10 protein-coding genes are annotated in these 15,227 nt (G+C 55.9%); 7 read left to right on the top strand and 3 right to left on the bottom strand.

The features are described 5' to 3' along the window. Positions 1 to 12 precede the first annotated feature (12 nt). Complete coding sequence (locus HH215_RS16735; protein WP_169280946.1) at positions 13 to 2,121, top strand: S-layer homology domain-containing protein; 2,109 nt, start codon at positions 13 to 15, stop codon at positions 2,119 to 2,121. A 264-nt stretch (positions 2,122 to 2,385) separates the two neighbouring features. On the opposite strand, the gene HH215_RS16730 is transcribed toward HH215_RS16735, so the two are convergent. Next, complete coding sequence (locus HH215_RS16730; protein WP_169284432.1) at positions 2,386 to 2,952, bottom strand: TetR/AcrR family transcriptional regulator; 567 nt, start codon at positions 2,950 to 2,952, stop codon at positions 2,386 to 2,388. A 195-nt stretch (positions 2,953 to 3,147) separates the two neighbouring features. On the opposite strand from HH215_RS16730, the gene HH215_RS16725 reads away from it, so the two are divergent. Together HH215_RS16725 and HH215_RS16720 are read left to right on the top strand one after the other, a co-directional pair. Next, complete coding sequence (locus HH215_RS16725; RefSeq protein ID WP_169280945.1) at positions 3,148 to 3,780, top strand: biotin/lipoyl-containing protein; 633 nt, start codon at positions 3,148 to 3,150, stop codon at positions 3,778 to 3,780. Next, positions 3,764 to 4,936: an ABC transporter permease gene (locus HH215_RS16720; RefSeq protein WP_169280944.1), complete on the top strand. Its 1,173-nt coding sequence runs from the start codon at positions 3,764 to 3,766 to the stop codon at positions 4,934 to 4,936. The genes HH215_RS16725 and HH215_RS16720 overlap by 17 nt, the downstream gene beginning before the upstream one ends. 20 nt (positions 4,937 to 4,956) lie before the next feature. Here HH215_RS16720 and HH215_RS16715 read toward each other — a convergent pair whose 3' ends face one another. Next, the gene (locus tag HH215_RS16715; protein ID WP_169280943.1) at positions 4,957 to 6,585 is read right to left on the bottom strand and encodes a response regulator; all 1,629 of its coding nucleotides are present in this window, start codon (positions 6,583 to 6,585) and stop codon (positions 4,957 to 4,959) included. Then, positions 6,582 to 8,312 (bottom strand): sensor histidine kinase, encoded by a 1,731-nt coding sequence (locus tag HH215_RS16710; RefSeq protein WP_169280942.1) that lies wholly within the window; start codon positions 8,310 to 8,312, stop codon positions 6,582 to 6,584. Before HH215_RS16710 ends, HH215_RS16715 begins: the two co-directional genes overlap by 4 nt. 228 nt (positions 8,313 to 8,540) lie before the next feature. On the opposite strand from HH215_RS16710, the gene HH215_RS16705 reads away from it, so the two are divergent. From HH215_RS16705 to HH215_RS16690, 4 genes are all read left to right on the top strand, one after another. Then, positions 8,541 to 10,052, top strand: coding sequence for an extracellular solute-binding protein (locus HH215_RS16705; protein ID WP_169280941.1), 1,512 nt, complete (start codon positions 8,541 to 8,543; stop codon positions 10,050 to 10,052). A 134-nt stretch (positions 10,053 to 10,186) separates the two neighbouring features. Continuing rightward, a complete protein-coding gene (locus HH215_RS16700) occupies positions 10,187 to 11,302 on the top strand; it encodes an ABC transporter ATP-binding protein (RefSeq protein ID WP_169280940.1) in 1,116 nt (371 codons plus the stop codon). 23 nt (positions 11,303 to 11,325) lie between these two features. Then, positions 11,326 to 14,319 (top strand): extracellular solute-binding protein, encoded by a 2,994-nt coding sequence (locus HH215_RS16695; protein WP_169280939.1) that lies wholly within the window; start codon positions 11,326 to 11,328, stop codon positions 14,317 to 14,319. Further along, on the top strand, positions 14,316 to 15,227 hold the full coding sequence (locus tag HH215_RS16690; protein WP_169280938.1) for a carbohydrate ABC transporter permease: 912 nt from the start codon (positions 14,316 to 14,318) through the stop codon (positions 15,225 to 15,227). The genes HH215_RS16695 and HH215_RS16690 overlap by 4 nt, the downstream gene beginning before the upstream one ends.

Below are 15,227 nucleotides of genomic sequence, written 5' to 3'. Positions count from 1 at the left end.
GAGGTTATGCCTATGAAATCATCTTTCAATATTAGAACATTCATTACGTTACTCGTCACGGCAGCGCTGCTGTTCGCTTTGGCCGGCCCTGTACAGGCCGGTCAGACCGGTACGACGGTGGCGTCCGTCGCTGATAAGTATCAGGGCGATCACGTCGTCATTACAGGTACGTCGGCGGCACCTGACGTCATCGTCAAAGTTTTCGGACCGACCGATGACGTCTATTATGTCCGCTCCGTTCAGGTCGCGGGCGGTCAATATAAGACGGAATTTACGTTGGCTGCAGACGCCGAGTTGGGTCGGTATAAGGTCATCTCTGGTTACGGCAGCGATGTTGCCCGAACGACGTTTCTAGTTCTGAAGCGGGGAGCGTCCAACGAAGAATATGAAGTAGAGGACGCCTTAAACAGCTTAACCATCGGATTCAGCAATGGGGATACGTGGGAAAGCGTCACCTCGGATTTGTTCATGCTGTCCGTCGGGAAGCATGACACGCAAGTTTCCTGGGTTTCGAGTCATCCGGACGTCATTGCGATCGGAGAGCCGCAGGGAACGAACATCAAAGGCCAGGTCAAACGGCAGGACGATGAGCGGAGCGTTGTCATTACCGCCACTGTATCCAAGGGCGATAAGAAAGCTCAGCGACCGTTCCTGCTCATCGTCAAAAGCAAAACGGCAAGTAAATTGTCGGTTACGGACAACGTCCGTACGGTGAATGTCGTAGGGGAAACGGGCGGCTATTCCAAGCCGCTCGGTATTACCCGCATTGTGATGTCCGACGGCACAAAAATCGATAAAACGATTGTGGACGTATTATCGGTGGATCAGATCGTCGATCGGGGGCAGGAAACTGGACAGAAGTATTCCCGGCTTCTCATGGAACAATTGCCAGGCGACGTGTCGGATGAGCTGGCGGTAGAAGTTCAGGCGGGCAGCGTCTCGACGTTGGCGAACTACGGCATGACATTCCAACTGGAAAGCGAGACTGCGGTGCTTACGATCGCGAACGACGTGTTGAAGGAAATGCGCAAGCAGGCGATGGATTTGTACTTCCGCATCGTACCGGTACGGAGCGCACCCCAGCGGGAAGCGCTCGCGAGCCAGATCGTCGGGGACCCGGTCGTGCGGCAGACGGCGGGCGGTACGAACGCAGAAGTGGTCGGCACCCCGCAGAAGATCGAGACAAACTATACAAGCTACAGAACGAAGCTGCTTATTCCATTTAACGGTATCGTGCCTGCTCGTGATTCGGCGTCGTTCTTGAACGCGCTTCGCGTCTACATCGAGCACCACGACGGCGAGAAGGAACTCGTCGCCGGTACGATTGTGAATCGGGACGGATCGCCCTACGGGATCGAGATCGAAATCGGCAAGTTCAGTACGTTTGCGCTAGTTCTGCTAGGCTCGTCAGGCAACGGAAACGGAAACGGAAACGGGAATGGCAACGGCAATGGTAATGGCAACGGCAATGGTAATGGCAACGGCAACGGCGGAAACGGCTCCGATAGCCAAACCGGAGCCAAGGACAAGCATACGGCCTACGTGAAGGGCTACCCGGACGGAACGTTCAAGCCAGACAACAATATCAGGCGAGCCGAAATGGCCTCCTTGCTCGTCCGTGTGCACGAAGCGGGACAGAGCAGCGCATCTGTGTTTCCAGACGTGCCCGGCAAATACTGGGCATACCAGAGCGTTATGGACGTACAGCGCATGGGCCTGATGAACGGCTATCCGAACGGAACGTTCAAGCCGGATAACCAAATCACGCGAGCCGAAATGGCTGTCATTGTCATGAAATGGCTGAAGTTGAATGACGCGGCGGCGCCGAAGGCAAAGGATACGAAGGGCCACTGGGCGGAGCAGACGATTGCCCGCGTTATGAAAGCCGGCGCCATGACCGGTTATCCGAATGGCAACTTCAAGCCGAATCAGCCGCTGACGCGTGCGGAAGCGGTCACGATCCTCAATCGGCTGCTGAAGCGCGGTCCGCTGTACGGAGTAACGGTACCAAGCTGGCCTGACGTTCCGAAGAAACATTGGGCATTCGGTGCTATCGAGGAAGCTTCCAAGAACCATGTCTTTGAGCCTCGCGCCGAAGGCGGAGAAACGAAAATCGAATAGCGTACGCCAAACGCCTTCCGATGCGATGGGATTACCACCGCGCCGAAGGCGTTTTGGCATGCATCTGAATTGAATTCTGGCGCTTGAGATTGCGTACTTCCGTTACCCTTGATCCGGACGGACATTTGTGGGAAGTAGCCTGGAATCCGGAGTGGGAGTTCGAAGATTGAGATAGACTCGGCACAACGCAAAACACGCCAAACAAATGGCGTGTTTTTTGCGTTGGCGTTAGGTATTACGGGCTCATGGAACATGTCATGCGTGTTATGGATTTACCAGCTCTTTGGCATGCTGCTTGCCTGCCGAGAGAAGGTTGTCGCTCAGTTCGGGATCAACGACGGACCGTGCTAGAACAAGGGAGCCGACCATATTACTGAACAGCGCGCCAGCTCTGGACGCGTCAATGTCCGCCAGGTTGGAGATAAAAGCGATCATCCGCTCCAGTTCACGGGTGAACACCTGCCGAACCTCGTCCGAAGAACGGGATATTTCGGCGGAAAGGGCAGGAAGAATGCAGCCCATCTCCGTTTTGTCGCGGTGATAAGCGCTTAGATAATAATCGATGACGGCATAGATTTTGGGATTCTGCCGTTCCTCGTCAGCGACTTTCTGAAGAAGTTCGATCGTATCGCCGATAGCATACCGGCAGGCTTCGGCGATCAGCTGATCTTTGTTGTCGAAGTGCGCATAAAAACCGCCATGGGTCAATCCGGCCCCCTTCATAATGAACGGAACGCTTACATCGTGGATACCATTCGCGCGAAAAGCTTGCGCAGCGCTTTCAACGATCTTATTCCGCACTTTCAGCTTATGACCTTTGGGGTACGGTATTGTAATCACTCCATAGCTTCGTAATTCTATCTTTAAAATATTATAGTCGTCATAATAAAACCTGTCAATTTAGCGATCCGATAACCGTTAGCTCAAGAGAGGCCAAATCCGGCTGTTGACGTTTCTTAAATATGATGGTTATAATATATTTCGATCATCATATTTTACGACAAACGGAATGGGAGAGATTGAAGAATGAAAACAAAAGCAGGTTTTTATATCGGAATTGCGTTAGCGCTGATCGTTGGAGGTTCGCTTCTTGCCGTGAAAGGGAAGGATGCCGTCAGTCAGGCCGAGAACAGGAAACAAGGAATGCTCGAGGCGGAGCAATCGACGATTTTTTATCAGAAGGGATCAGGGTCCATTGTAGAGGTTGGCGCGGCTGTAGGCGATTCTATGAAACAGGGGGATGTGTTATTCAAAGTTAAGTCTGCCGAGGAGGGAGAAACGGAAGTACTCGCTCCGCACGACGGATTGATTAACAGAATTGTCGTAAAGCCGGGGGATCAAGTACGGCAAGGTGCGCCGATGGCGGTTCTGCAGAAGAATAACTATTATGCAGACCTCTACATACAGGAAAGCGAAATCCAGAAACTCGAGGTTAATCAAAGCATTGGCGTTCATTTTCCATACCTGGATCACCCAACGCAGGTGACCGGCGTCGTTACTTCGATCTCGGCCGCCCCTCAATTTGCGAACTTGCGCATGACGCGCGAAAAAGGACAAGCGGATTTAAGCATGTTTCTTGTCCGGGTATCCATGGATTCGAGTGCGGATTTGCTTCCGGGTATGACGGCGGAGGTGAAACTTGATGAAATCGCTGATTGACGAGTGGAAGTACGTATCGGGCAGTAAATATTCGCGCCTGATCTTCATTGGCCCGCTTATTGCGGCCTTATTCTTTGGATTAATGTTCTCGCACAATCAAATCAGCGAATCGCCTGTCGTTGTCATAGATGAGGATCACAGCTCTTATTCACGGCAGCTAATCTCTAAGATTAACGCATCGCAGTACATGAACGTCACCAACGTATATTCCAGCCGCATGAACCCGGAAATCTTACTGGCAAACGAGCGGGCTGTAGCGGTCATCATGCTTCCCAATGAGTTGGAGCTGCGTCAGCAGCAGGGGATATCGACGAATATCGGCATCTTAATGGACAACGCGATGCCTTCGGGGCTAACCGGCATCCGAACCGCGATTCAGGAAATCGTCCAAACGGAAAATATGACCTTTTCCATGACCCGTCTGGTTCAAAAAGGGATGGATGCGGAAACGGCTAAAGGGATTGTTTCTCCGTTGTCGCTTCAACAGCGGATGCTGTTTAATCCGACCACGAGTTATGTCGGCTTTATGGTGCTTGGATTCGTGAATATTGTGGTTTTGATGATCACGACAAGCGCGGCGGGCTCGATCGTACCTCGTTTGCGTCGGGAAGGGAAGCTCTTCGCGAACGGAAGGTCGCCTTTGCAGCTCTGGATTCGTAGCGTACCTTACGCTGTCCTGACCACCCTTTCGCTGTTCCTAAGCTACGGATTACTTAAGCAGGTCGGGGGAATGCGGTTTGAAGTGGAGCCTTATCTTTTTATCGTCCCGCTGGTTGTTTATTCCATGGCCTTGTCGCTTATGGGCCTGTTGATCGGCTATTCGGCCAAAGACCTGTCCAAAGTCAATTTGCGAACCAATTTCGTATTGTATCCGTCGTTTCTTGCTACCGGAATTCAACTGACTCCGCTTGCGTTTCCCGAGCCTTTTCAAATTATTGCATGGGCTTTGCCAATGAATTGGCTTAACCGGCTCATACGCGGGATGGCTTTTCGGGATGGCGCGCTAACGGCTTACGGTCAGGAGTTGGGGGCGCTGCTGATCATTATCGGCGTGGTCTCCTTGTTAATCGGATTACTGCTGCTAAGGGAAGCGGGTAAAGATTATCCAAGTCGGCAACCGCTTGTTAATCCGGACGTTCTGCAGAGTAGCGGTTAGTTAAGCGATCAGCGCGGAACTCAAAGCAGGCGTTCCCGATACTCCTGTGGCGTCAGGCCGTAATGTTTTTTGAACATTTTGATAAAATGCTGCGTCTGGTTATAACCGAGTTCACCGGAAATATCATACACTTTAATCCCTTTATTCTTAAGCAGAGCGACGGCTTTCTCCATTCGGACGCGCAGCACGAAGTCGCTGAAGCTCTCGCCCGATTCCGATTTGTAGATCCGGGATAAGTAGGAGGGATGCAGAAAGACGCGGTTGGCGACCGTTTGGATCGATACATCTTTGCCGAGGTTATCCATGACGTATTCCTTCACCTGTTTGACGATGACGGCGCGGGAGTGCTGGCGTTCCCGGTCGACGAGCTCGAAAAGCCGATCGAGAATGCGGAACGTCCATTCCCGCAGCGGCTTAACTGTCTTGAACGGCAAACCTCCGGCTACTTTCTCGTATTCGTCCCCGATCAATTCCGCCAGCCTGCGGCGATTTTTGTGCGCGATATACGCAAGCATCCCGCATATTTCGAGGTAAACTTCCAGAATGTGCTCCTCGAACTGGAATTCGTCCTGCAGCAGCTCCTCGAAGATCCGATCCAGTTTCCCGCGCAGTTCGTTCCACTGTCCGGCTTCGATGGTCATCTTCAGCGTCGGAGGTTCGTACAGGCTGGACAGGAACGCCGTCTTCTGGACCTCCTCCGTTTTGCCGATCGTCATGAAGAACGACCGCTCGCTCCCGATCCGCTGACGGAACGCAAACAAGCATTGCTGATAGCGGTCCGCGACGGTCTCGGGGAACTCGAACCAATCGCTAACGAGCGCGGAAATGCTTCCTTTGAGATAGATGCCGACATAATGCTGGAGATGCGCCGCGCACTGTTCCAGCATCCGCTGTCGCTCCGGCTCGGACAAGTCCGTCGTTCCTGAGCCGGGACATACGAGGAAGGTTAAATAGCCGTAGTCGTCGAGGCAACTCCATATCCGGAAATCGCCGCGGAACAGCTCTTCGGCGATGTTGGCGATCGCGTATTCCAGCAGCGATACGCTCCGCTGGTCGTACCCGGCAAGCGGCTCCTCCAGCCGAACGAGCACGAGCGCCGCTTTCTCCCGGACCGAGAAGGGAAGCTCGTACAGGTCGAGTTTTTCCTGCAGCAGATCGTCCGGCAACCGGCGGCCTCGCAGCAGCTCCAGCAGGAAACCCGTCTTCAGCGCGGGAAGATGCTCCCGGAACGTGTTCAGCACCCGTTGGCTGGAAATAACGGCTTGCCATTCGGCCGCTTTTTTGTCGAGAACGCCGCGGATCGACCGGATCAGTTCGTCGTTCGGCACCGGTTTCAGCAAGTAGTCCTCGACATCTTGCCGCAACGCCTCTTTGGCATATTCGAAATCGGCGTACCCGGACATCAGAATGATTTTAATGTCCTTCCATCGTCTGCGGATTTCCCGAATCAGTTCCAGTCCGGACATGACTGGCATCCGAATGTCCGTAATGACTAGATCGACGGGAACGATGTCCAGCGTCTGAAGCGCTTCGTGGGCGGAATAGGCCTTGTGAACGCCGATCACGCCCATTTCCTCCCAGGGGAGCGTATGGGCCATACTGTCTACCAGATGGGGATGGTCGTCGACGATCAGTACCTGATGCATCATGAGGGGCCTCCCTTGTTTACATGATCCGTCCAATGCAAGACGGTGCGCAATCCGCCGCTCGGGGAGGGGGATATTTGAACCCCCGACTCCGGGCCGAAACGGAATTTCAGCCGTTGATGCACGTTCCACAATCCGCAGCCCGATTCGTTGTCGAGCGGCGTATCCAACTTGATCCGCAGCTTCTCCAACTCGTCTTCGGGAAGACCGACTCCGTTGTCCTCGACGATCAGACGGTTGCCCGCGCAGTCCCGTTCGCCGGCGATCCGCAGCAATCCCCATTCCATCCGAGGCTCGAGCCCATGCAGGATCGCGTTCTCCGCGATCGGCTGCAGAATCAGCCGCGGTATCCGGATATCCAGCATGTCGACCGGGACGTCCAGCTCGAAATCGAAACGCTGCATTTGCAGGCTCTGGATCGTCAAATAATTGCGTACCAGCTCAAGCTCCTCGCCCAACGTCGCTTCCTGATTTTCCACGCGCGTCGTATACCGGTAATACTGGCTCAAGTTCAGCGTCATCGCGATAACGGCTTCTTTCTCTTCCAGCTCCGTCATGCTCTTGATGAAAGCCAGAGAATTGTACAGAAAGTGCGGGTTGATCTGGGATTGCAATTGCTTCAGCGTCGCTTCCTTCGAACGAAGCCGCTCGGCGAACACGTTCTCGATCAATTGCTCGATCTGGGACGCCATCTGGTTGAAGCGGTGGAACAAATAGCTGAATTCGTTCTTCTGCTTGTTAGTCAAACGAACGGAGAACTGGCCGCGTTCCATATTGCGCACGCCGTGAAGCAATTGAGACACCGGCATCTGCACGTTGCGATACAGCAGCAGGGCGAAGGCGATGCTCATGGCGAGCAGCATGCCGATGCAAGCGTAGAAGAGCAAGGAACTGTTCTTGATCGGGCTTAGCCGGTATTCCGTCGGGACGTAGTCGACGAGCACCCAGTTGAGCGTTTCCGACTTGACGTAGTTGATCATGTATTGACGGCCTTGCAGCCGGACGTATTCGGTGCCGCTTTCCGCGCCGCCCGCGTCCACCTTGCGTCCGTTCAAATAGTCGACGACGCCTTCGATCAACGTTCCGTTTGCCGTTCGGTTCAAAATCGGCAGATCGCCCGGATGGTAAAAAAACGGATCGTTTTTCCCCTTCATCTTGATCTGATCGAGCATGTTTCGGATGTTGTCCGCCGTGAAGCTGACTTCTACGATGATCCGCGAACCGGGGTATACGGTATGCCTGACGAATTGTTTGACCGGCATGCCGTTCTCGGACGTCTCCCGGTATTTCCATTCTTTCGTGATCGCGTCCTTAGCGAACATGGCGCCGTAGTCCGCAGAGTTCAAAGTGGTGACCCCGGTGCCGGCCGACGGGGCATAGACGGTGAATTGGTTCGTCCAGTTGCTGGAAGCGCCGGATAATCTCAGCTTCTCGATAATGTCCTGCTTGATCACGACTTTCTCGTAGTTGCTCCGTTTCTCGTCGATATGGATCAGATCGTCGACGACTTGGAAACGTCCGATCGTGTTGGCGGCGAGGGTTAACTGCTCTACCGTCATTTCCGCTTGCCGCAACAGAAAGGACAGATGCTGCAGGTTCGACTCCTTGACCTCGTTGCGCACGACGCCCACGCTCACTTGATTGGAATACATATACAGCCCCAGAATCGGCAGAATGAGCAGAATCAGCATCAGAATCAGTCTGCGGAAAATCGTCATTTTAACCGGCATTCCGGGTCCTCCTAATCGGGGAAAGCGATTTCATGGCTCGTATCCATTATACTATGGAGGAAGGCGGCCGAGGCCGAAATCTCGTCAAGTGGTGTTCAAAACGGCATGAAAGTAAGCAAACCGCCATAGCGCCGTTCGCCTTCGCGATTTACGATACTATCAAGACGAGATCGCCGGAAGCCGCCGTGTCGGACGGACGCGCGGCGGTCGAATCCCGGGAGGTTACCTATGAGACGTGTCCGCGTTTTCCGGAAATCCGTCGTACTGTTGCTTATCTCCGCCACTGCCGTTTTGAGCGCTTGTTCGACTTCGTCCGAATCTTCGGAAGGGAGCAGCGCCAACGCGAGCCCTCCGCTCGAAGTCTCGTGGATGAACATCGCTTACGGCGCTCCCCCGCCGGGAGGAGATGCCGTCGGTCAACGCATCGAGGCGGAGACGAACACGAAGATCAGTTGGCAATGGGTGCCGCTTAACGGGTATAAGGAGCGATTGAACGTGGCGCTCAATACCGGGGACTTAGCGGACATCACCCAAGTGCCGACCAGCAATCCGATCTATGAGACGGCAACGAACGAAGCGATCCAAGCCGGCGTATTCCACGACTTGACCCCTTATCTGACCGGGGACAATCTGAAGAAATACCCGAATCTCGCGGCGTATCCGTCCGCGATCTGGGACAACATGACGTATAACGGGAAGATATGGGGCATACCCCGGCATCCGAATCCGCCGATTTTCACGACGGTGCATATCCGCAAAGATTTGCTGGACCGGGCGGGACTGCCCGCGCCGACGACTTGGGAAGAATTGACGGAAGTGCTCTTGGAGCTAAGCGATCCTCCCGGTTTGTACGGATTGGCGATGAAATCGACGTCGAGCGCCGACGTGATCGCGAACGCGATTACCGGCATCCAGAATTGGGAAGTCGACGGCGAAGGAAATTTCAAGTATCGCGACTTTATGCCGGCCTTCAAAATTTATATGCGATGGCTCAAACAGCTGTACGACGCGGGCGCGATTCACCCCGAGTTCCCGATCGTCGAAGGCAGCGAGACGGATCTGTTCAAAACGGGCAAATACGTGGCGGTGGCTGCCAATACGCACATGTTCACGATTCCGGATTGGCTGGCGAGGCTTAAGGAGAACGCGCCGGGAGCGGACGTGCTGACGCTTAAAGTGCTGAAGGGGCCGCAAGGCTACGCAACCAGCATGGCGACGGGCTCGTGGACGAACCTGATGATCGGCTCGCGCGTGCCGGAATCCGACATTCCGCGCCTGCTGAAGCTCATTGACTTCACCTCGTCGCCCGTCTACCAGCGATTGGCGCTGTACGGCATCGAAGGCGTTCATTACGCGACGAAGAACGGCGCCGTGGAACGTAACGACAAGTATAGAAACGAAGGCATCGAAGCGTACACGTGGAACGACGGTACCTACACGGGGGCGGACAATTACCTGCTCTGGGATGCCGATCCCGACAGGCTGCGATGGTATAAGGAAGTATTCGACGATTCGCAGTTGAAATCGACCTACTCGAATCCGGCATTTAATCTGTATTCGCCTTCGCTGGTCAACAAGTGGGGGGATCTGACCCGGGATCTCGAGCGCAACAAGGTAAAGTTCGTCATGGGCGTGCTGTCCGAAGAGGACTGGGATCAGTACGTGAATCGACTGGTCTCGTCGGCGGACTACGTCCAGATCGCCGAAGAACTGAAGACCGCGCACCTCAAATACAAATAACGGGCGGGATAATCCGCCGGCACCAAGCATCATTCGCCAAGATAAGGAGTAGGTTTGCGGTCTCGCAAGCCTCTTCGGCAAGCCCGATTATAAGGCTGCCCGATATCAAATTCGACCGGGAAGAGGAGATTAGCATGGCGAACGTCTCGTTCCATCACGTCAGCAAGCAGTATCGCGCCGAGAAGAAACCTTCCGTCGTCGACTTTCACCTCGAGATCGCAGACGGAGAGTTCGTCGTGCTGGTCGGCCCTTCCGGCTGCGGCAAAACGACGACGCTGCGCATGCTGTCTGGATTGGAGGACATCACGGAAGGCGAGATCTATATCGGGGACCGGTTCATCAACTATGTGTCGCCGAAGGATCGGGACATCGCCATGGTGTTCCAGAACTATGCGCTGTATCCGAACCTGTCGGTTTACGAGAACATGGCGCTCGGCTTGAAGCTGCGGAAGACGGCCAAACACGAGGTCGAGCTACGGGTGAAAAAAGCGGCCAAAACGCTCGAGATCGCCGGCTTGCTGCACAAGAAGCCGAGTCAACTGTCGGGCGGACAGAAGCAGCGCGTCGCCCTCGGCCGGGCGATCGTTCGCGAGCCCGAGGTGTTCCTGATGGACGAACCGCTGTCCAATCTCGACGCCAAGCTGAGGACGCAGACGCGGGCGGAGCTCATCCGGCTCCACAGGGAGCTTCGCACGACGACCGTCTATGTCACGCACGACCAGACCGAGGCGATGACGATGGGATCTCGTATCGTCGTGATGAAGGACGGCGTCATTCAACAGGCGGATACGCCGGAAAGAATATACGGCTACCCGGCCAATTTGTTCGTAGCCGGTTTCATCGGCTCGCCGGCGATGAATCTGATCGAAGGGGCGATTACGGAAGAGGAGGGCAAGTATTACTTCCGGAACAAGCGTCTGCGCCTGCGGTTGCCCGACCAATATCGGGCGTTCGTCACCTCGGCGAAGTTCGGCAAGATCGTCATGGGAATTCGGCCGGAGCATGTGGAGATGGAGCCTCGTCAAGCGTCGGATAGGACGGACGAGACGGTGGAAGCCCAGATCGACATCATCGAGATGATGGGCGCCGATTCCTACTTATATATGAGCCTTGGCGACATTCGGCTGATCTCCAGGGTCGTGGAGTCGGGTTCCCGATATCACGCGGCGGACAAAATAGACATCGGCTTCCGGATGGAGAAAGCGCACTTCTTCGACGGGGAAACCGGTCGAAATCTCGGAATCTTTTAACTGGCGGAAGGCGGGAAGACGGAATGAGGCTACGTAAATGGATCCTATATACGATTCTGCTCGCCGCCGTCGCGGCCGGATACGCCATCCGGTCCTGGGGGCAAGACGAGTCGTTCTACCCGGCCGTCGCCGCATCGGCGATCGATGCCGTCGCGGGAGACGAGAACGGCGTGCCGTATTATGCCGCCGCGGCTAATCGCCTGGAGGCGGAAGGCCCGCCCTTCTTCGCGGGAGAAGCGATCGAGATCGATCCGTCCGGCTATGCCGCCGCTTCTCCCGATGCGGTCCTTTCTACGGGGCCGGATGCGGAATTGGGTAGCCGCGCGCTCTTCTGGGAGAACGGCTCCGGCTGGACGGAATGGAAGGTGGAGGTGCCGGCGGACGGTGTCTACGAGCTTGAATTCACCTATAAGTCGATGAAACAAGACAGCAGCAGCTCGATCTTCTACGCGCTGGAGATCGACGGACAATCGCCGTTCTCGGAGGCGGGCAACCTGGAATTCGTCAAGCGGTGGCGCGACAAGGACGTCCCTTACCGCAAAGACGCGATCGGCAACGAAATCCGCTCGATGCAAGCGGAGTCCTCCGCATGGCTGACCGCCCGGATGACGAACTACGCCGTCTCGTCGGAGCCCTTGAAGTTCCGGCTGACCGCAGGCGTTCATACGCTGCGTTTCACGGCCCGGAACGAGCCGATGGCATGGGGAGCGATCCGTCTGCGCGCGCCGGATCCGATACCGGATTATGCCGAATATTCGGCTGCCGTGGAAACGGGAAATACCGCGACCGGCGGCGCATCGGAACCTTCGGCGACCGTCGTCTCCGCTTCCGCGGGGGACGAGGCGTGGTTCTCGCTGATCGAAGGGGAGCGGTATTCGCTGAAGTCCCATCCGTCCGTGCAGACGGGCACGCAGAACGAGCCTTACGTGTCCCCGGACGGCGAAGGCCGGTTCGTTTACAACATTTTGGACGGCTTGCGCTGGAAAAGGGCGGGCGAATGGGCGGAGTGGACGTTCGAAGTGCCGTCCGAAGGCTGGTACGAGATCGACGTGAAATATTTCCAGCGTTTCGTCGGGAAAGCGAACGCCTATCGCACCGTGCTGATCGACGGCGGGACGCCGTTCCGCGAGTTGCTGCATTATCCGTTCGCGTACAACGATCGGCTGGAGGTTCATACGTTGGGCGGCTTAGGCGGCGCTCCTTTTAAGTTCCGCCTTGCGGCGGGCGAGCATACGATCCGGTTCGTGGCCGATACTTCGCCTCAATATCCGGCGCTTCTATCGTTGCAAGACACCGTTCGGGAATTGTACGGCCTCGAGCAGAAGCTGCGCAAGCTGACGGGGGACTACGGAGCCAATTCGGGCGACGCTTTCCGTACATGGGACATCGAGGGTTTCATGCCCGATATCGGCGAACGGCTGGAAGCCATTCGCGATAGGCTGCAGACCGCGATGAACTATCTGGACGGCCTGAGCGGAAGCAAGACGGACGCGACCCAATCTCTGCGAATCGGCATCTCGATTCTGGACGATCTGCTCCGGGACGTCGACGCCGTTCCGAACAAGCTGGGACGGTTCCCCGATCTTCAGATGCGGATCGGCACCTGGATGGATACGCTCGCCAACGGCGGCATGTCGATCGACTTTCTCGTCGTTCGCGAGCCCGGTGCCCATCCTTCCCTGAAGGAATCGACGACGTTGAACAAGATCCCGTATACGGCGGTCAATTTCGCGAGGACGTTCTATTTGAATTACAACGCCAGATCCCTGAACGACGACAATGCGCTCGAGGTGTGGGTCGGCAGGGGCCGGGACTACGCTTCCTTGCTGCAGGAAATGATCGATCAGAGCTTTACGCCGGAGACGGGGGTCGCGGTAAACGTCAATTTCATGCCGGATGCCGGCGCGCTCACGCTCAGCAATGCCGGGGGCGATCAACCGGACGTGGCGCTGGGGCTGGCTCAGGATACGCCGGTCGATTACGCGATGAGGGAGGCATCGGCAGATTTGTCGGAATTTTCCGACTTCAAAGACGTCGCATCGCGATTCCACCCGGGCGTTATGCGTTCGTTCGGGTATGGGGAAGGGGTGTACGCGCTGCCGGAAACCCAGTCCTACCCTTTGCTGTTTTATCGCAAGAGCATCCTGAACGAGTTGGGGTTGACCGTGCCCGACACCTGGGAGGATTTGCGGAAGCTGCTGCCGACGCTGCAGGAGAGCGGGATGAAGTTTTATTTCAATGCCAAAGATTTCGTGCCGTTCTTCTATCAGCGGGGCGCGGAGTTTTATACGCCGGACGGCGCCCGTCCCGCGTTCGACACGGATAGAGCTTACGAAGCGTTCGCCCAATGGACGGAGTTGTTCGGCAAATACGACTTGCCTCAGGAGGTGCCGGCTTTTTTCCAGCATTTCAAGCTGGGGACGATGCCGATCGGCGTAGCGGATTTCAACACGTACGTTCAACTGCTCACGTCCGCGCCGGAAATACGCGGCGACTGGGGAATCGCGCCGATGCCGGGTACCCTTCAAGACGGCGGAGAGGTGGCGCGCTGGGCAATGAATACGATGACGGCGGCGATGATTCTGAACAAAAGCGACAAGAAAGAGCAGGCCTGGCGATTCCTTGAATGGTGGACGCGAGACGACGTCCAACTGCAATACGGCAATGCGATGGAATCGTTCTACGGCCCGGAGTACCGCTGGAACACCGCGAATATGAAAGCGATGGCGCTCGCGCCTTGGCCGGCCGACGACATGGCGGCGATCAAAGAACAGAACCGCTGGGTACGCAACGTGCCGTTCCTGCCGGGCGGTTATTTGCTGGCGCGGGAAATGGAATTCGCTTGGAACCGGACGGTCGTTCAGAGAGTTCCGGCGAAAGATTCGCTGGATCGTTCGTTCACGGCGTTGGAACGGGAGATGGCGAGGAAGAGGAAGGACCTCGGGCTTCGCGATGACGATCGGTTGGCTTTTCCCGTCATCGTTCGGCCCTACGATTGGGGGGAGGCGAGGCCATGAAGCTGTCTCTGTTGCGCAGAATGTGGAGCGAGCGGATCGCTTACGCGTTCATGGCGCCGTTCCTGCTCTGCTTCGCGTCGTTCATCCTGCTGCCGGTATTCATGGCGATTCTGATGAGCTTCACGTCTTACGACGCGTTCCGGTCCCCGCACATGATCGGTTTCAAAAACTACGCGGCGCTCCTGACCCAAGACACGATCTTCATGAAATACGCGTTGCCCAACACGTTGAAGTTCGCTTTTTTTGTCGGTCCGATCGGGTATTTGCTCACGTTTTTCCTTGCCTGGCTTATTTACCAGCTGCCCAAAAGCGTGCGGGATATCGTCACGCTCGCGATGTACGCCCCGTCGATGGCAGGGGGCGTCGCGCTCGTCGTCGTGTGGCAGGCCGCCTTCAGCGGCGATTACGTCGGCTATCTCAACAATTTCCTGATGCGAATGGATTGGATTCAGACGCCGGTGCTGTGGCTGCAGGATCCGAAGTATCTGCTGAACGTCATGATCCTGGTCACGATCTGGATGAGCTTCGGCGTCGGGTTTCTGGCGATGCTCGCCGGCTTCGACACGGTCAATCGGGAGCTTTACGAAGCGGGACGCATCGACGGCATCGCGAACCGGCTTCAGGAAGTGTTCTACATTACCGTTCCGTCGATGAAACCGCAAATGCTGTTCAGCGCCGTGATGGCGATCGTCGGAACGCTTAAGGCGGGAGCCATCTCCGTTCAGTTGACGGGGCTGCCGATTACGAAGCAATATGCCGGACATTTAATGCTGAATCATATCGACGATTATGCCTTTATCCGGTTCGAGCTCGGTTACGCGTCGATGCTCTCGGTCGTGCTGCTTCTGTTCTCCTATGCCGCCATGAGGTTTAGCTATCGGCTGTTCGGCCCGAAGGAGGGGGACTGA

The organism is Cohnella herbarum (assembly GCF_012849095.1).
Lineage (GTDB): Bacteria > Bacillota > Bacilli > Paenibacillales > Paenibacillaceae > Cohnella > Cohnella herbarum.
The sequence above is the reverse complement of the archived record's forward strand: the minus strand, read 5'-3'. Positions and strand labels throughout refer to the sequence as shown.

Excerpts from the sequence above, each read along its gene's own strand:
- HH215_RS16725 (WP_169280945.1), top strand. The coding sequence starts at position 3,148 with ATGAAAACAAAAGCAGGTTTTTATATCGGAATTGCGTTAGCGCTGATC.
- HH215_RS16690 (WP_169280938.1), top strand. The coding sequence starts at position 14,316 with ATGAAGCTGTCTCTGTTGCGCAGAATGTGGAGCGAGCGGATCGCTTAC.
- HH215_RS16735 (WP_169280946.1), top strand. The coding sequence starts at position 13 with ATGAAATCATCTTTCAATATTAGAACATTCATTACGTTACTCGTCACG.
- HH215_RS16710 (WP_169280942.1), bottom strand. The coding sequence starts at position 8,312 with ATGCCGGTTAAAATGACGATTTTCCGCAGACTGATTCTGATGCTGATT.
- HH215_RS16695 (WP_169280939.1), top strand. The coding sequence starts at position 11,326 with ATGAGGCTACGTAAATGGATCCTATATACGATTCTGCTCGCCGCCGTC.
- HH215_RS16720 (WP_169280944.1), top strand. The coding sequence starts at position 3,764 with ATGAAATCGCTGATTGACGAGTGGAAGTACGTATCGGGCAGTAAATAT.
- HH215_RS16700 (WP_169280940.1), top strand. The coding sequence starts at position 10,187 with ATGGCGAACGTCTCGTTCCATCACGTCAGCAAGCAGTATCGCGCCGAG.
- HH215_RS16705 (WP_169280941.1), top strand. The coding sequence starts at position 8,541 with ATGAGACGTGTCCGCGTTTTCCGGAAATCCGTCGTACTGTTGCTTATC.
- HH215_RS16715 (WP_169280943.1), bottom strand. The coding sequence starts at position 6,585 with ATGATGCATCAGGTACTGATCGTCGACGACCATCCCCATCTGGTAGAC.